This is a genomic window from Duodenibacillus massiliensis (genome assembly GCF_928721995.1).
GTDB lineage: Bacteria > Pseudomonadota > Gammaproteobacteria > Burkholderiales > Burkholderiaceae_F > Duodenibacillus > Duodenibacillus massiliensis.
The window spans coordinates 2,006,281-2,024,312 of the sequence record NZ_OV788642.1 but is presented as its reverse complement, the minus strand read 5'-3'; the positions used below and the strand labels follow the sequence as shown (position 1 = coordinate 2,024,312).

Annotated in this window: 11 protein-coding genes; 7 read left to right on the top strand and 4 right to left on the bottom strand. The window is 59.1% G+C overall.

The genetic code is table 11. From position 1 onward, the window contains the following. Positions 1 to 15 precede the first annotated feature (15 nt). Positions 16 to 2,064, top strand: a complete 2,049-nt coding sequence (locus NXF97_RS09305; protein WP_022373126.1) for a sodium-translocating pyrophosphatase — start codon at positions 16 to 18, stop codon at positions 2,062 to 2,064. 80 nt (positions 2,065 to 2,144) lie between these two features. Here NXF97_RS09305 and NXF97_RS09300 read toward each other — a convergent pair whose 3' ends face one another. Both NXF97_RS09300 and NXF97_RS09295 read right to left on the bottom strand, forming a co-directional pair. Next, entirely contained in the window at positions 2,145 to 2,861 is a 717-nt protein-coding gene (locus NXF97_RS09300) for an ATP-binding protein (RefSeq protein WP_274955799.1), read from the bottom strand. Between the two features lie 31 nt (positions 2,862 to 2,892). Next, complete coding sequence (locus NXF97_RS09295) at positions 2,893 to 3,369, bottom strand: AAA family ATPase (protein WP_274955798.1); 477 nt, start codon at positions 3,367 to 3,369, stop codon at positions 2,893 to 2,895. Positions 3,370 to 3,542: 173 nt separating this feature from the next. Here NXF97_RS09295 and NXF97_RS09290 point away from each other — a divergent pair, with 173 nt between their 5' ends. The 5 genes from NXF97_RS09290 to NXF97_RS09270 all read left to right on the top strand — a co-directional run bounded on the left by NXF97_RS09290 (position 3,543) and on the right by NXF97_RS09270 (position 9,583). Continuing rightward, entirely contained in the window at positions 3,543 to 4,970 is a 1,428-nt protein-coding gene (locus NXF97_RS09290) for an FAD-binding oxidoreductase (protein ID WP_274955797.1), read from the top strand. Positions 4,971 to 5,032: 62 nt separating this feature from the next. Continuing rightward, positions 5,033 to 6,244 (top strand): hypothetical protein, encoded by a 1,212-nt coding sequence (locus tag NXF97_RS09285; protein ID WP_274955796.1) that lies wholly within the window; start codon positions 5,033 to 5,035, stop codon positions 6,242 to 6,244. A 9-nt stretch (positions 6,245 to 6,253) separates the two neighbouring features. Continuing rightward, complete coding sequence (folD, locus tag NXF97_RS09280) at positions 6,254 to 7,105, top strand: bifunctional methylenetetrahydrofolate dehydrogenase/methenyltetrahydrofolate cyclohydrolase FolD (RefSeq protein ID WP_274955795.1); 852 nt, start codon at positions 6,254 to 6,256, stop codon at positions 7,103 to 7,105. A 5-nt stretch (positions 7,106 to 7,110) separates the two neighbouring features. Beyond that, a complete protein-coding gene (locus NXF97_RS09275; protein ID WP_274955794.1) occupies positions 7,111 to 9,153 on the top strand; it encodes a M3 family metallopeptidase in 2,043 nt (680 codons plus the stop codon). A gap of 16 nt (positions 9,154 to 9,169) precedes the next feature. Then, entirely contained in the window at positions 9,170 to 9,583 is a 414-nt protein-coding gene (locus tag NXF97_RS09270; RefSeq protein WP_274955793.1) for a YqaA family protein, read from the top strand. 128 nt (positions 9,584 to 9,711) lie between these two features. Here the strand turns inward: NXF97_RS09270 and NXF97_RS09265 are convergent, their stop codons facing one another. Next, positions 9,712 to 10,809, bottom strand: a complete 1,098-nt coding sequence (locus NXF97_RS09265; protein WP_022373377.1) for an amidohydrolase — start codon at positions 10,807 to 10,809, stop codon at positions 9,712 to 9,714. A gap of 31 nt (positions 10,810 to 10,840) precedes the next feature. Further along, on the bottom strand, positions 10,841 to 13,648 hold the full coding sequence (gene glnE, locus NXF97_RS09260) for a bifunctional [glutamate--ammonia ligase]-adenylyl-L-tyrosine phosphorylase/[glutamate--ammonia-ligase] adenylyltransferase (RefSeq protein WP_274955792.1): 2,808 nt from the start codon (positions 13,646 to 13,648) through the stop codon (positions 10,841 to 10,843). Between the two features lie 201 nt (positions 13,649 to 13,849). Here glnE and NXF97_RS09255 point away from each other — a divergent pair, with 201 nt between their 5' ends. After that, positions 13,850 to 17,917, top strand: a complete 4,068-nt coding sequence (locus NXF97_RS09255; RefSeq protein ID WP_274955791.1) for a YhdP family protein — start codon at positions 13,850 to 13,852, stop codon at positions 17,915 to 17,917. The last annotated feature ends 115 nt before the right edge of the window (positions 17,918 to 18,032 follow it).

Below are 18,032 nucleotides of genomic sequence, written 5' to 3'. Positions count from 1 at the left end.
CCAAAGGAAGGTTCTATGACTACAGCTTTGTGGCTTGCCATTGCCGCCGGCATCCTAGCCGTCATCTTCGGCCTTGTCACCCGCAGCTGGGTGCTTGCCAAAGACCCCGGCAATGCCCGCATGCAGGAAATTTCGTCCGCTATTCAGCAGGGCGCTCAGGCTTATCTCACCAAACAGTATTCGACCATTGCGGTCGTGGGCGTCATTCTTTTCGTTGTGATCGCCTTTGTTCCGGCTCTTGGCTGGAAGACCGCCGTTGGTTTTGCTTTGGGTGCCGTTCTCTCCGGCGCCTGCGGCTTTATCGGCATGAACGTTTCGGTTAAAGCCAACGTCCGTACCGCCCAGGCCGCGAGCATCGGCATGAAGGAAGCCCTTAACGTCGCCTTTAAAGGCGGCGCCATCACGGGTATGCTCGTGGTGGGTCTGGGCCTTTTGGGCGTTGCAGGCTACATGGCGTTTCTCACCCAGACCGCTCCGGCTGACGCCAACCTCTACGCCACGATCAAGCCCTTGATCGGTCTTGCCTTCGGTTCGTCTCTGATTTCAATCTTTGCGCGTCTTGGCGGCGGCATCTTCACGAAGGGCGCCGACGTCGGCGCTGACCTTGTGGGTAAGGTGGAAGCCGGCATTCCCGAAGACGACCCGCGTAACCCCGCCGTGATCGCCGATAACGTGGGCGACAACGTCGGTGACTGCGCCGGTATGGCCGCTGACCTTTTTGAAACGTACGCGGTGACCCTTATCGCGACGATGATGATCGGTGCGCTCGCCACAACGGGCGACGCCATGCGTCTCGTGGAATACCCCCTCATTCTCGGGGCCGTTTCCATCATCGCAAGCATCATCGGCACGTTCTTTGTGAACTACATCCCGGGTAAGAAGATCATGACGGCTCTCTACCGCGGCTTGATTGTCGCGGGCGTGATCGCCGCCGTTGCCTTCTGGTTTGTGGGCGACTTTGTCTTCTCCGATCCGGCAATGCTCCCTGAAGGCGTGACAACGGGTGCGCTTTTCGGTACCGCCATTGTGGGTCTGGTTCTCACGGGGCTGATGGTTGTCATCACCGAGTACTACACGGGTACCGAATATAAGCCCGTACAGGATGTGGCCAAAGCCTCCACGACCGGCCACGGCACGAACATCATCGCGGGTCTTGCGGTTTCCATGAAGGCCACCGCCATGCCCGTGATCTGCGTTGTGATCGCCATTATTGTGAGCTACTGGCTCGCAGGCCTCTACGGTATTGCCGTTGCCGCGACCTCGATGCTGACGATGGCCGGTATCGTTGTGGCGCTTGACGCCTACGGTCCGATCACCGATAACGCGGGCGGTATTGCTGAAATGAGCGAATTGGACGAAAAGGTCCGCGCCGTCACCGATCCCCTGGATGCCGTCGGTAATACCACCAAGGCCGTCACGAAGGGCTACGCCATCGGTTCCGCCGGTCTTGCGGCACTCGTCTTGTTTGCCGACTACACGCACGCTCTGAAGCAGTCCTTTAACGTCGACTTCACGTTTGACCTCTCCAACCCCTACGTGATCGCCGGGCTTATCATCGGCGGTCTGATTCCCTACCTCTTCGGTGCAATGGCGATGGAAGCCGTGGGCCGTGCCGCAGGGAGCGTGGTGATTGAAGTGCGCCGTCAGTTCAAGGAAATCGCGGGCATCATGGAAGGTAAGGCCAAGCCCGACTACTCCAAGGCTGTCGGAATGCTCACCGGCGCCGCCATTAAGGAAATGATCATTCCGTCGATTCTGCCGGTGATCGTTCCGATCGTGGTGGGCCTGGCTCTGGGCCCGCAGGCTCTGGGCGGTGTGCTGATGGGCACGATCGTTACCGGTATCTTCGTCGCAATCTCCATGACCACCGGCGGCGGTGCCTGGGATAACGCCAAGAAGTACATCGAAGACGGTCACTTCGGCGGCAAGGGTAGCGATGCCCACAAGGCTGCCGTCACGGGCGACACCGTGGGCGATCCGTACAAGGATACGGCTGGTCCCGCCGTGAACCCGTTGATTAAGATCATCAACATCGTGGCACTTCTCATCGTTCCGCTGCTCTAACCGGAACTGACTGAGTAAGTTAAAAGCCCCGGACGTCTTACGGATGCCGGGGCTTTTTCGTTGCCGTCTCAAACCATTGATCAGATCGACCAAACGTTTTGTACGACGACGTCAGGCGCCACTGCGTAAGCTCCCGGTGCCGTGCTAATGACGGCAGCCGGTCCCGTCTTTACGCCCAGCCGCGCGAGCTTCAGACTCCATTTGGAGTCCGCGGGCAGCGGATGCTGTTTTGTCGTCACGGCCACCGGAAAGTACTTTCCGCCGCTTCGAATCAAAAGAGCAATTTCCATCCCGCGGCTTTCTTTGAAAAAGCAAAAGTCAGGCGTGCGGCCGTTATGCACCCAGCTCTTGAGAATTTCGGTAACCACAAACGTCTCAAAAAACTTTTCGGCCAAAGGATGCTCGGCCATTGTCTGCGGCGAATCGATGCGCAGAAGGTGCGCAAGAAGCCCCGTGTCGATGAGGTAAATTTTCGGGCTTTTAACAAGCTGCCGTCCGATCCTGCCGTCAAAGGGCGGCAGCAGATAAATGAGGCCCGTCCTCTCAGCGACCGTCAACCACCGTTTCACGGTTGTCGTGTGAACGCCCGCAAAGCGGCTTATGACGTTAAAGCGGAGCTCCTCGCCGCTGACCATTGCCAGGGCCCGTAAAAACACGCGGAATTTATCGGGCTTGGCGAGATTAACCAAGGGCCGCACATCCCGCTCGACATAGCGCGCAACCAGCGCGTCGTAAAACGCCTTCCGGGCCAGCCCGTCAGCGTCAATGACCGCGGGCCAGGCGCCCTGCCAAATCATCGCCCAAAGAGACACCTCCCTGTGCGGTGTGTCAGCGGGCTTCAGTGCCCGCGTGTGATCCGGCAGAAACGGTGTCTGGGTGAGTCCCCCGCCCTTCTCGCTCAGCGAGCGACCACGGCAGCAGATCAAGCGGCAAAAGCCTTCCCGGAAGTTTGTCTTCCAGTTCCGTCATCAGTTCGATGCGCTGCGAAGACGTCACCCAGTACAGCCCTCTCTCGGGGCTGCGGTCCGCCACAGACTTAAGCGGCCGAAAATGTTCCGGCACACGGTCAATGCCTTCCACGACGGCCGGCGCCCTGAGCGATTCGAAAAAGCCCCGGGGATCGGCTTTGGCTTCCGGCATCAGTGCATCGTCGCCCGGGAGCACCACGCGGTTTCTATCCCCGGCCAAATGCATGAGAACCGTACGCTTTCCAGACGCGCGCACGCCCTGCAGCATCACGACTTTAAAGCGCGCTGATGCAAGCGGCAGGATTTTCTCAATCGTTCGCGGGTAATAACGCTGCATCCGTCGGCCTTCCCTTTTTTAACAAGACTTTTGCTTTCTGTCGCTTTTTATCCGGTATCTATATCTGCTTTTATGCAATAGTACGCTGTAGCGTTATGCGCATGCGCTCGGAAAACGCATGATCATCGAATTTGCCTGAGGCGGCTGCCTGCACTTTTTGGAGAAACTCTGTCGTGACACTCATTGAGGACCTTCGCGCGGCGATTGGCGACGCAGCCGTTATAACCGATCCGGCGCAGTTTGCGCCGATGCTCACCGACAACCGCCGCCGCTGGCACGGACAAGCAGTCTGCTGCGCACTGCCCGCCTCAACCGATGAGGTCTCACGCCTGATGGCGGTCTGCACCAAACATAAGGCCCTCGTTTTTACGCAAGGGGGCAACACCGGTAACGCCGCAGCCGCCACCCCAGTGGTTGCTGATGCCGATGTCGGCCGCACGGTGCTTGTCAATACCGCCCGCATGAACCGGATCGAGGCCATTGACCGCGTCAACGCCACCGCGGTTGTTCAAAGCGGCGTGATTCTCAAAAACCTTCAGGATGCGGCGGCCGAAGAGGGGCTTCTTTTTCCTGTGAGCCTTGCCGCCGAAGGCACCTGCACGGTGGGGGGAACCCTTTCCACGAACGCCGGAGGCGTGCACGTACTGCGCTACGGCAGCATGCGCGCGCAGTGCCTCGGTCTTGAAGTCGTGCTTCCTGACGGGCGGGTGCTTTCCATGTTAAGAAGCCTCAGAAAAGACAATACCGGGTACGACCTCAAGCACCTTTTTATCGGCGCAGAAGGAACGCTCGGCATCATCACGCGGGCAGCGCTGGCGTTTGCCGCACTTCCTGCCGCACGCACCGTGTTTGTGGCGGCCGTTGATTCACTGCAGGCTGCCGAAAAGCTTTTTGAGACGCTTTCGAAAAACTTTTCGGCAAGGCTCTCAGCCTTTGAACTCATGCACGCCGCAACGATTGCCAAGGTCCGAGAGCAATTGCCTGACATCCCCGTGGGTTTTGAGCTCAATCATCCCTGGTACGTCCTCGCGGAAATCCGTTACGACACCACCGAAGAGTCTGAGGCCACGCGCCCTCAGATTGAAAACCTGCTTGCCGCCCTTTTTGAGTCGGATACGGTGGCTGACGCCGTCATCGGTCAGAGCGAAACCCAGAACGAAGCCCTCTGGCGCGTGAGGGAATCCATTCCTTCAGCGCACAAAAAGTCCGGGGGTAACGTGAAACACGACATCAGTGTGCCCCGATCCTCCCTTGTTGCCTTCATCACCGAATGCACGGCAGAGCTTGGAAATCGCTTTTCCTGGATCGCCCCGAGCATTTTCGGGCACTTCGGCGACGGCAACCTTCACTACAACATGGGCGTCAAACCAGGGCTTGATCCCAGACTCTGCTTTACGCACGAAGAGGCAATTCACGCCGTTGTCTACGCGTATGTTCAAAGGTTCCGCGGGTCGGTCGCTGCCGAGCACGGCGTGGGACGCATCAAGACCGGGTGGCTGCGCGTCATGCGCAGTCCCGAAGAATACGAGGCAATGCGATCCGTCAAAACCCTCTTTGACCCCGAAAACCGGTTAAATCCCGGTGTACTTTTCGATTCTTAAGCAGACAATCCGCCGTTCTCGTCTATGATGCTCAGCCACTCCATGTTGCTGAGACTTCACTCATGACGTTTACCACGATTCGCACGACAGCCGCCGCAGCCGCTGCCGTTTTGTTTTTAGCGGGCTGCGCCACAGCGCCGCAGCCCCCCACGGCCAAAGCCGACTACAAGGAATTCACGGATGCCCGGTGGCTGCCGGAAACCGCGGTGCGCGCCCCGAAGGATGCCAAAGAAGCGGCCGTGACCACCGAAGAAGCGCTTAAAAACGGGATTCACGTTTTCTACGGGCCGCATGACACGCGCTTTGCCTTAAACGCGGAAGGTAACCGCCTGCGCGTCACCGAAAGCCAGACGGCAGACAAAGAGCCGTTTCTCTCCTGGGGCGCGGGTGCGCATACGCTTTTCCGCAACAGTAAACCGGTCGCGAACACCGGCGCCGAAGAAATCCGGTTTTTGGAGGACGGCCGCGCGCTTATCCGCTTTAAGGGTGACGCCAACTACTTCCTCGCGGTCGCCGTGCGCGCCTACGACGTCTCCGGCAAACCCGTGCGCCAGTACATGCGGGACGGCAATAACCTCCCGACAGCGCTTGCCTGGTACACCGATAAAAATGCCGTCTTCCCTGAGGGGAGCCTCGTTTACCAGACAACCCGGTGGCTCGGAGACGATGAGATCGTGATGCCCGCAAAGGCCGCCTTCACAGGGGCCTCGTCACTTGAGCGCCTCACCACGACCTTTACCCGCGGCAACCTCTTTTGCCTTCCCTACGTCAACCACCAGGGTGCCAATCCCTGGGGTGTGACCTTTGACCCCGTCAAACGCGGCCGCAGGGCCGCTGAAGGCGTCTTTCAGGTGCACCCCGCCAAACGAAGCGTCTTTTGTGAGCGCGATGACGCGGCCGAACGCACTGTGCCCGCCGAAGGCGGCAAATGGAAGGTACGCACTATCCGCGGTAACCGCGTGATGGAATTGATTCCGAACGACGCGGTGGCAGCCGCCGACATCGGAATTCAGCCGGTTAACGCGGGCTCCATGGCCGTGGGCTTTGCTGAAGTAGCCGCCACCGACCCCGTCGAATTCGCGCGCCAGAGCAAAACCGTGCGCCGCACGATGCGCGTGGTGCCGGTGCGGATTTTGAAGAGCAACCAGCCGATCACGGATTTCCGGCTGCGCTACAACGACACGGCGGCCGCTGCGGTAAAGGCGGCCTCGGACAAGGCCCTCGAAGCCAAGCAGTATTGGGAAGCTTCATCCAAAAAAGTCATTTTGAAGTAAGGAATCAACGTGACTCAGATTATTGACGGAAAGGCGCTTGCCGCCTCGATTCGCGCCGATCTTGCCAAGCGCACGACGGTACTCACCGAAAAAGGCCACCGGCCGGGCCTTGCGGTTGTCATCGTCGGGGACGACCCGGCAAGCCAGGTCTATGTCAGAAACAAAATCCGCGCCTGTGCCGACACCGGTATCGAAAGTATTGAATACCGGCTTGCCAAAGACACCCGCGAAGAAGAGCTTTTAAAGCTCATCGGGGAACTCAATAACGATAAGCGAGTCGACGGCATTCTCGTGCAGCTCCCTTTACCCGAGCAGATTGCTCCGGAAAAGGTAATTGCCGCCATTGCCCCGGAAAAGGACGTGGACGGCTTTCACGTGATGAATGCCGGGAAGCTTCTCACCGGGACCGGGGGCTTTATGCCCTGCACGCCCTACGGCGTCATGAAGATGATCGAAAGCGTGGGCTACGACTTAACCGGCAAAGAGGCCGTGGTGGTAGGCCGAAGCAACATCGTGGGTAAACCCCAGGCACTGATGCTTTTGGCCAAAAACGCCACCGTGACGGTCGCGCACAGCCGCACGGCTGATCTCGCGGACGTCACCCGCCGCGCCGACGTTTTGATCGCCGCCGTGGGGCGCGCGAAGATGATCACGGGCGACATGGTCAAACCCGGGGCCCTTGTGATTGACGTCGGCATGAACCGCGATGAAAACGGGAAACTCTGCGGGGACGTTGATACCGCGTCCGTGATGGGGATTGCCGGCTGGGTTTCGCCCGTTCCGGGCGGCGTGGGCCCCATGACGATTGCCATGCTCATGACCAATACCGTGGAAGCCGTTGAACGGCGAATGAACAAGTAACGAATATGACTGAAACCAATCCTTTGATTCACCAGGCGCATCTGCTTGACTTCGCGGCAATCCGCGCCGAGCACGTGTCACCGGCTTTGGACGTCCTTTTAAAGGACGCAGCTGACGCTTTAAAAAAGGCCACGGACCCGGCAACGGCCGCAGACTGGCAGCACGTGATTGATCCGCTTGACGCGGCCCTTGAAAAACTGTCGCGCGCCTGGGGTGCCGTCGGCCACTTAATGGGCGTGATGGATTCGCCTGAGCTGCGCGATGCGTTTAACGGGAACCTTCCCCGCATGACGCAGTTTTACATCGATCTCTCGCAAAACGAAGCGCTCTACGGCAAGTACAAGGCGATTGCTGCGGGCGCGGGCTACGCAGCGTTATCCGCACAGAAAAAGCGCCTGCTTGAGCACGAGATGCGGGACTTCCGTTTGTCGGGCGCCGACCTTCCCGCAGACAAAAAGACAGAACTGAAGGCCTGCGGCGAAAAGGCGGCAGCGCTCTCGCAGAAATTCAGTGAGAACCTTCTTGATGCCACAAACGCCTGGACGCTTGACATCACCGACGAAAAGGAACTCGAAGGAATCCCCTCGGGTGACAAGGCCCTGATGGCACAGACCGCCAAGGCCGCGGGCGTCGACGGCTGGCGCATCACGCTGCAGTACCCGATTTATCTGCCGGTGATGAAATATGCCGCAAACCGCACGCTCCGCGAAACGGTCTACCGCGCCTTTGTGACGCGGGCCTCTGAATTCGGTCCCAAGGAAAAAGACAACGGCCCTGTGATTCAGCAGTTGCTCGAGCTGCGTCAGAAAGAAGCCGAACTCCTCGGGTTTAAGAATTTTGCCGAAGTGTCGCTTGCCACCAAGATGGCGGAGACGCCCGCCGAAGTCATTCATTTTCTCCGTGACCTCGCGGCCCGCGCCAAACCCTGGGCACAAAAAGACGAAACGGAACTTGAAGCCTACGCGCGCGAGAAACTCGCGCTCACCGACATGCAGCCCTGGGATCAGGCCTGGGCCTCGGAAAAACTCCGTGAGGAGCGCTACAGTTTTTCTGACGAAGAGGTGAAGCAGTACTTCACGCTGCCTGCGGTCTTTAAGGGCCTTTTCGGGCTCGTTGAGCGGCTTTTTGACATCCGCATTACGCCGGACACTGCGCCCGTCTGGCACAAGGACGTGCGCTTCTGGCGCATCAGTGACGCAAAGGGCAACCTCATCGCGCAGTTTTACACCGACCTTTTTGCCCGTGCGAGCAAGCGGGGCGGCGCCTGGATGGACAACGACCTTACGGCCTGCACGCTTCCTGACGGCACGCACCGCACGCCCACCGCTTACCTGGTCTGTAACTTCGCCGAGCCCGTCGGGGACAAACCGTCTCTGTTGACGCACGACGATGTGCAGACGCTTTTTCATGAGTTCGGCCACGGCCTGCACCACATGTTGAGCCGCGTTGAAACCGCGGGACTTTCGGGGATTAACGGCGTTGAGTGGGACGCGGTTGAGATGCCGAGCCAGTTCATGGAAAACTGGGCCTGGCAGTACGACGTGATCAAAACGATCAGCGCGAAGGATGAAACCGGAGAGCCCCTGCCGAAGGCGCTTTTTGACAAGATGCTTGCCGCGAAAAACTTCCACGCGGGGCTTTTCTGCGTGCGCCAGCTTGAGTTTGCTTTGTTTGACATGCTGCTGCACGGCTGTGGGGACGGCAAAGCCGACTTCATGAAGGTTCTTTCTGACGTCCGAAAGGAAGTTGCCGTCACCCCTTCCGTTCCCTTTAACCGGTTCCCCCAGAGCTTCTCGCATATCTTTGCCGGGGGCTACGCCGCGGGCTACTACAGCTACAAGTGGGCTGAAGTGCTTTCCGCTGACGCCTTCAGCGCCTTTGAAGAGGAAGGGCTCTTTAATCCGGCCGTGGGTAAACGGTGGCTCGATGAAGTGATCAGCCGCGGCGCAAGCCGCAGCGCCATGGAAAACTTCGTTGCCTTCCGCGGCCGCAAGCCCACGCTTGACGCACTGATGCGTCACAGCGGCATGCAGGGCACACCCGCTTAAACAAACGGTACCTGCCGTGGGTCTTACAGCGTCACTTGCCTCGCTTGCTGCGTCAGCCTTTATTTCGGCAACGCTTTTTCCCGGAGCAAGCGAAGCGGTACTCACGGCAGTGTTCGCGAACTTTCGCGAGGCCTGGCCCGCGGCGCTTCTTACTGCCGCTGCCGCCAATACCCTGGGCGCCATGACGACCTACGCCGTCGGACGCCTCATTCCGCAAAAGAAACTTCCTCAAAAGGCGCTCACGCGCCTTCAGCACTACGGTTCCCCGCTTCTGATTCTTTCCTGGCTTCCGGTGGTTGGCGACGCTTTATCGCTTGCCGCGGGGTGGCTGAAACTTAACGTCTGGGCGGCGCTTTTTTGGACGGCGCTCGGGAAATTCCTGCGCTACGGGGTGATTACGCTCATCTTTTTCGGCGTTTGGCCACAGTGAGGCTGAGGAATCGGGATGTCACTCAGCGATACCGGAACTTAACGCACTGCTTGGCTGAAAACGGTTCTGCCCGCAGGCATCAACACCGTGCGGGCAGATTTTTAAGGACTCAAAAAGCCAGGCGGCAATCAGCCGACGTAGCGCAGTGCCATCGCTTCCAGAACCTTTGCGCCGTTAACAAGATACTTCGGATCAAAGTGCATGTTGCGGTCATGAAGGCCCGGCTCACACCCGACGCCCACACCGAAGTAAGCGCAGCGCAGTTCCGGCTTCATCTGTTTGTAGAAGTGGAAGTCCTCACCGCCGCCACCGCAGTCCTTATCGAGATGCTCCTTGCCCACAACCTTCTTGATTTCTTCAGCAACCTGGGCCGTCAGTTCGTCATCGTACTCAGCGGCGGGCAAAATTCCCTGGCAGTCGATTTCGGCTTCGGCGCCCACGGCCTTGGCGGCATAAATGCCGGCGTCCTTTAATTTGGCCTGCAGCTCCGTCATCAGGGGATTGGTTTGCGCACGGCAGTCGAGCCAGACTTCCGCATGGTCCGGAATGATGTTGTGCGCGCTTGCCATGGCGTTAATCCCCGTCACCTTCACCGACCAAGTCTTTGTGGGATCAAGCTTAATGGCGCAGACAGCGTTTGTGACCAAAGCCGCAGCCTCAGCACAGTTCACGCCGAGATGCGGGCGCGAGGCGTGCGCTCCGCGCCCCTTAATGCGGATGCAGACAACGGAGCTTGAGGTGTGGCGCACAGCCGCACACATGTCCCCGGCCTTTAAGTCCTGCACCGGGCGGATATGAAGCCCGAGCGCAATTTCAACGTCATCGAAAATCCCGCTCTTATAGGATTCCACCGCGCCTTTCAGGGTTTCTTCCGCGGGCTGAAAGAAGATTTTGAGTGTTCCCTTTTTCACCTTGTCAAAAAGTTCCGCGGCAGCTGTGAGAAGCATCGCACAGTGCCCGTCGTGCCCGCAGGCATGAAGGCAGATGGGGTTGCCGGCCTCATCCTTAAAGGGCAGCGCATCCATGTCGGCACGCAGCAGCATCACCGGACCCGGCTCCGTCCCCTTTTTCACAGCAAGCACACCGGTACCCGCAATGCCGCGCGTGACGGCGTAGCCCATCTTTTCCAGCGCCGCCGCAATGTAGGCGCTCGTTTTAAATTCCTGAAAACCCAGTTCCGGGGTTTTGTGCAGGTCATTCCAGACCGCAACGGTGTCTAATTTCATATTTTTTTCTTCCTAAACAACAACCCGAAATTTATTCACCAAAGAGGCTCTTCCAGAGCGTAAGCACCGCAGTGCGCTCAGGCTTAAGCTCCTCAAAAGGCACGCGCACGGGGCCTCCTTCAGCTCCGAGAGTGAGTCTCACCTCGCGCTGAATCGAACGATAGCGCCGGTAGGCGGCAACGGCAGCCAAGGCTGTGTCTTTCGCTACAAGCCCTAGGTCCGCCGCCATTTCAAGTAAGAGAATATTCCCGAAATTGTTCACAAGCTGGGGATAGCGGTGCGCGTAGGTGAGCACCAGCATCTGCACGATGAATTCCACGTCGACCATGCCGCCCCTGTCATGCTTGATGTCAAAAAGCTCCGTGGTGTTGGGGTGGCCTTCAAGCATTTTTGCGCGCATCGCGGCCACTTCTTTTGCGACCACCGCGGGATCGCGCTCGAGCATCAGAATGTGGCGGCGTTCTTCTTCAAAAGCGCGGCCCACGTCCGGGTCCCCGGCGCAAAAGCGCGCACGCGTTAAAGCCTGATGTTCCCAAAACCACGCGCCGTTACCGTCGTCGTTACGCTGGTAGCGCTTAAACATTTCAAGGGATGAGACCGTGAGGCCGTTTTGGCCGTTGGGGCGCAGGCGCATATCGATGTCAAAAAGAATGCCGGAACTTGTCTGTACGGTAAGCCAACTCAACATCCTGCGCACGAGCTTTGAGTAGTCGGCGTCCGCCGCGGGATCCGCGTCGTCGTAAAGAAAGATGAGGTCAAGGTCGGAGGCGTACCCGAGTTCCTTGCCGCCGAGTTTCCCGTAAGCAATCACCGCAAAATGCGGTTGCTCACAGTGGTGGTTGGGAACCGACTCCCAGGCAAATTCAAGGACGAGCTCAATGACGGCGTCCGCAAGCGCCGAGAGGTGGTCTGCGAGCCGCTCAATCGTGAGGCGCCCCGCGAGGTCCGCAAGGAGCAGGTGAAAAAGCGCCCCGTGATGCGTGTCACGCAGGAGGTTCATCTGCTGCTCACGGTCGTCTCCGAGTTCAAGGAGCCCGCTTCTTAACGTCTCACTCCACTGCGACCAGTCAACCGGCGTGTAGTTGTCGATACTCTGCCCACGGCCGTCCACGAGCTCATCCAGAAGAAGCGGATGCACCGTGAGGTAGTCTGCGGCCCAGCGGCTCACGGCAAGCAATTTTCCGACGCGCGCCGCCGCGCTCGGATACTGGTTTAAAAGCGCAATGTAGGTGGGACGCCCGAGAATGACTTCCAATAAACTCAGATAGCGCTGAAAGACTTCGTCGGCGGCGACCGCGGCGCGCTGACTTGTCGCCCACTCCGGACACTTTTCAGCCGTTGCCGCCATGAAATTTGCAAACTGCTCGCGCTGCTGCGGCGTGCGCGACGCAAGCCACCGGGAGTTAAGAAGCTTCATCATCCGAGCGGCAAGTGCGTCCGCGTCCTTATACCCCAGGCCCGTCAGTTTCTCAGCGACACTTTTCTGCGCTTCATTGTCCCCGGCTTCCCAACCCACGGGCCAGCCGCTTCGGGTTTTTATTCCGCTTTCGATATGGAAAATCCCGTCAAAGGTCTGCGCGGTGAAGTGCCGCACGTCGTCAAGCCTTGTATCCAGCGCTTCACGCGTCATCCCGAGCATCGCCGCGATTTTTTCATGCGTTTCGGCGTCATCCATCAGCATCTGCGTCTGGCGGTCATCTACATACTGCAGCGCGTGCTCGAGGTTTCGCAAAAACACATAGTCGCGCGAGAGTTTTTCCGCCGTCTCTTCCGTAACGGCGCCGTCTTCGGCAAGGGCTGCGAGCATCGGAAGCGTCGAGCGGCCTCTTAACTGCGGCTCGCGGCCGCCCCGCATGATCTGAAAGGTCTGCGTGATGAATTCAATTTCGCGGATCCCGCCGCGGCCAAGCTTGACGTTGATCCCGGGCTCTTTTCCGGCTTCGCGCCGCGCAGTTTCCGCACGGATCATCTCGTGCATGCGCGTCAACGAACTTAAGGCCGAAAAGTCGACGTACTTCCGGAAAACGAAAGGACGCACGAGGCTTCTTAAGCCCTTCGTGGCTTCGTCAAAGGCCTCCGCCGTCATAAAGACGGGGTCGTTTACAACGCGGCCCTTAAGCCACGCAAAGCGCTCCCAGTCGCGCCCTTCGGCATAGAGGTACTCTTCGAGCATGTCGCGGCTTACGACAATGGGGCCGCCGTCACCGAAGGGCCTTAAGCGCATGTCGACGCGAAACACAAAACCCACGCCCTCCACATCGTTAATTGCCGGAATCACGCGTTTGGCAAGGCGCTCGAAAAACTCGTGGTTGCTCACGCTTTTGCGGGCATCGGGAAATTCGGCCGTGGGTTTGGTGTCGCCCGCCTCATCGTAAACAAAGATGAGGTCAATATCAGAACTCACATTAAGTTCCCGACCGCCAAGTTTTCCCATGCCGACCACCAAGAGGTCCTGGGGCACGCCCTCAGCGCTTGTGGGCACCCCGTAGCGGCGGGCCAGATCCCGGCTGTGCACCCGCACGGCGGCGCTTACCGTCACCTCAGCTAAGTCTGACATCGTGCGCACGACTTCTTCGAAGTCCGCGAGCCCCGTCGTATCGCGCGCAATGAGCGCAATCATCACGTCGCGCCGTAAGCGGCGCATGGCGTCGGCTAAAAACTCACCGGTTTCGCACCCGGCAAGGCGCTCGACCATCATTTCGCGCGTCACCGGCGCTTTTGTGCGTTCTTCAAGCATCGCAAGCATCCGGGCGTCGTCTGCGCCGTAGTCAATCGCCTGAAGGCTCCTTTTCACGTAAAAGGAGTACCTGGGAACCTGAGAGAGTGTGATGCGTTCCATAAACGGTCTCACCCGCAGAGAAACTGAAAGATTCGGAAAAAGATTCCTGCCGTGCCCCGGGGCGCCTTATGCTAGAGTCCTTTTTTAAGGAATTGAAGCCCCGAGAGAGCCCGGCAGGGAACCGGTTTTGCCGCTGATTTTACAGCCCGCAGGCCGTCTTCTTCTGATTTTTGCGGGCCCGCACATACTGACGCCACCCCTATGCCATCGATCGGAAAACTGCTGCCTTTGCGCCTGAGGGCCTGGTTAAGGCACCCGCGCATCCGCGGCATTGTTGTGCTCACGGTTTGGTCGCTGGTGGCTGCGTACTTTCTTCTCGCGGCCCTTATTCTCACCACCCGCTGGTATCTGCTGCCGCATGTGGCGGACTTTAAGGACGACATTGCACGCGCAATCGGTGACGCCACGGGCACTGAAGTCACGATCGGCGTGGTGGAGCCGAGCTGGGAAAAATTCTGGCCGCAGCTGCACCTTGAGGACGTCCTTTTAAAGAAGGCCGACGCCCGGCATGACAAAGACGAAGTGCTTGAAATCGGGGAAGTCAACGCCACGCTTTACTGGTACAGCGTTTTCGGAACCCCTGCTTTTTACAACCTGTCGGTAAAAAACGTCGATCTCACGGTACGGCGCACCGGAAAATCCGCCTACGAGGTCGGAGGCTTCGGCTTTGACCTTGCCGCGGGTGAGAAGACCGAAAAGGACCGTGAGAACCCCGTCATTGCCTGGCTTTTAAAGCAGCGGCGCATCAACATTTCCGACTCCACCCTGCGGCTTATTGACCTCACAAACGACACGCCGGCGGAGAGCCGCTTCACGGACTTAAACCTCACCTTTGAGCGAAGGCTTACCGAATGGATTTTCGGCGCGCAGGCCGTGCAGGAAACCAACGCCAAAAATCCGGTGGACATCCGTGCCCGGTTTGAAACGTCACTTTTCAGTCCGTCGGCCGACTGGCGAACGTGGAAGGGCGAGGCCTACGCCGCCACCCCCAACTTTGACTTTGCGCGTTTTGCGCGCGGTACGCTTTTAGCGCCCGTCGTGGAGGAAGGCACGGGAAGCCTGCGGCTTTGGGTGGGGCTTGATGAAGGCAAACTCACCTCCGCCACCGCTGACGTCGGCGTCTCCCGCGCGCGGCTTAAATTTGCGCCGCAGCTTCAACCCATGGTGATTGATGACCTCTCAGCGCGCCTTACGCAGTCCTACGACGGCAAAGACCTCACAGTAAAGGCCGCAAACCTTACCTACACCAACGCCTTCAGGCGCCGCATCGGTCCCACGGACCTTGAGGCCACGATTGCCCTTACCGCGGACGGCATCAATACCGAACGCGTCACGGTGGCGGCGTCCGTCATTGAGCTTGAACCCCTGCTGCAGATGCTGCCGCGCCTGCCGGTACCGCGTCCCCTGGCGCAACTTATTATCAAGCACCGCCCCTCGGGGCACCTGACGCAGTCCGTCATTGCCTGGGACGGGCCCTTGGATAATCCCCACGACTGGCGCTTTTCCACACACTTTGAAAACCTGCGGATTGCCTCGGGCCTTTACGGCCCCGGCGGCAAGAAAAAAGAGGGGGTGGGCTTCGGGTTTTCCCGCATCTCGGGGCAGGCCGACATTTCGCAGAAAGGGGGCGAGATGCGGCTTACGAGCACCAACCCCCGTCTGGTTCTGCCGGGCGTTTACGCCGATCCGGTCTTTGAGTTTGACAAACTCACGGGGACCGTGAGCTGGCGAGGCGCCGACACCGCGGGGACCTCGGGCACGCCCTTGCCCTTTGAACTCACGCTTAAAGACGTGCGGGCAGAAAATGCGGACCTCGCGGTCACGGCTTCGGGCACCTGGCACGACACAGGGGAAGCGGGCACCGCGGCGCTTTCAGGGACGATTGAGCGCATGAAGGCTGAGCGCGCCTGGCGTTATATGCCGCTGGCGGTGGGAGAGGCTACCGCGAAGTGGCTGCAGGCAGGCCTTGTGGGGGGGACCGCGAAAAATGGGAAATGGGAACTCACCGGTGCCTTAAACGACTACCCGTGGACGGCGCCCGGAACCAAGGGAAAGTTTCTCATTGAAGGCAACGTGGAAAACGGGGCCGTTGACTACGTGCCCAATTACGTGAAGACCGCCGACGGCCGGTTTGAAACGGGATCGGAGTGGCCGATTTTGTCGGACATTCAGGGCACCATCCGCTTTGAGGGCGCTTCGATGACGGTTGTGGCGGACGCCTCCCGCACAATGGGCGTGCCGATTGAACACGCCACGGCCCGCATTCCGGATCTCGCAGCGGGAAACGATGTCCTTCTTGAAGTGCGGGGCCATGCCAAAGCCGATCTCGGCGCCATGTTGGGTTATGTGTCCGCCAGCCCCGTCCGCGGTTACTTGAAGGACAGCTTTGAGGGCAGTCAAGGTAGCGGCACGGCTGCCCTTGAACTCACCCTCGACATTCCGCTTCTGCACGCCCGCGACACCAAGGTGAAGGGAATCGTGACGCTGGAAGAAAACGTTCTTGCCATGCCCTGGCCCGTGCCGCCGGTGACCGACCTCACCGGACGCGTCACCTTTACCGAAAAAGGCGCCTGGGCTGAACGCGTGACCGCGAAGGCCTTCTCGCGCGATGCAACGCTCAACATGCACACCGAAGAAGACGGCACCATTTCCCTGGCGTTTTCAGGGCTTGCTCAACCCCGGTCCGTCAGCTACTTCAACAATAACCCGATTCTTGCTGAGGCGCTCACCCACGTAAAAGGCGAAACAAGTTACGTGGGTGCGGTCAGTATCTCTCCCGCAACCGGCGTCTCCGTGTCCGTGCAGTCGGACTTAAAAGGCGTTTCAACCGACCTCCCCTCGCCCTTAAATAAAAGCGCTGGGAGCGTCTGGCCCCTGACCTTTGCGTTTTCCAACGCCGGAAGCGGCAAAACGGCCCGCCACCGAATTGCCGTCAACGTTGCGAGAAACCGCTTCTCAGGCATTGTTGAAGTCCCGGCTGAGGGCTCTCGCGTGAGCCCCCGGGGCAGTTTTGCCGTGGGCCGCAGAACCTATCTGCCCCGCTCGGGCTTTACGCTGGAAATTACCGGGAAGACACTCGATGCCGACCGCTGGCAGACTGCGGGTGAAGCCTTGATTGCTGCGGCGAAGAAACTCGCCGTGACCGGCGACACCGAGGGCGGCGCAACGCTTGAGCGCGTGTCCGTTGACCTTGAGGAACTGAAATATTCCGGCATGAATCTCGGCGCTGTTGAAGCGCGCGCCGACCTTATGAGCGGGAGTGAATGGCGTGTCCGCGTGGGTGGCACGAACGCCGACGGCACCGTCACGATTGACACCGAAGGGGCCGGCCGGCTTCATGCCGACTTTAAAAAACTGCACCTGCCCGCCTATGACAGGTCAGGTATTCAGACCATTCTCACCGGTAACGGACGCCGCCTGATGCCGGAAGCTGACATAGACGTTGAAGACCTCCGTTATGGCGAGATGATTCTAGGGAAAGCCTCGGTAAAGGCCAACATTGAGAAAAAAGCCGACGGTGAGCGCGTCTGGAGGCTGTCGTCACTCACAATCGCCAACAGCGGCGGCACCCTCACGGGGCAAGGCGAATGGCACGAAAAAGGCGGCAAGAACACGCATTCGCTGCACGCCGACCTCAAGGTCCATGACGCGGGCGTGCTTCTTACCGAACTCGGCTACCCCAACGTGCTGCAGAAGGGGAACGGGGAAGCGAGCGTCTCGCTTACTTGGGACGGCACGCCCTGGTCGCCGGTTGTCTCCACCATTGAGGGCCCGGTGAAGGTGTCGCTTGCAAACGGCTCTTTCCAGCAGGTCAACACGGGCGTCGGGGGTGCAGTGCTGTCGCTTCTTTCCATGCAGTCCCTATTAAAGCGCCTGCAGCTTGATTTCAGCGACCTCGTGCAAAACGGCTTTTCCTTTGACACCCTGACAAGTGAATCCAAGGTCGTTAAAGGTGTTGCCTACACCGACGGCACCAAGGTGATCGGCAGTCATGCCTCAATCATTTCCTCGGGCAAGGCTGACTTCAACACGCGTACGATTGACTACGACGTGCTGGTGCTCCCCGACATCAATGCCGCGGGCGCTTCGATTGCGCTTGCGGTTGTGAATCCCGTCGCGGGGATCGGGTCGCTCGTGGCACAGCTTTTACTGAGAAACCCCTTGAGCAAAATCTTTTCGACCGAATACAAGGTGCAGGGCTCTTTTGACAACCCAACGATTGAAAAGAAGTCGGCGGCCTCGAAAACGCTTGAAGCGGCGGAGAAATGACAGTCCCCGACTCACGGGCAGCAGACCTGTGCCCGAACACCGAACCCCGGCTTCTCACGAACGCAGATGAGGACCGAAGGCGCCAACATCCCAACCCAAAGCGTAGCCAGCCAAA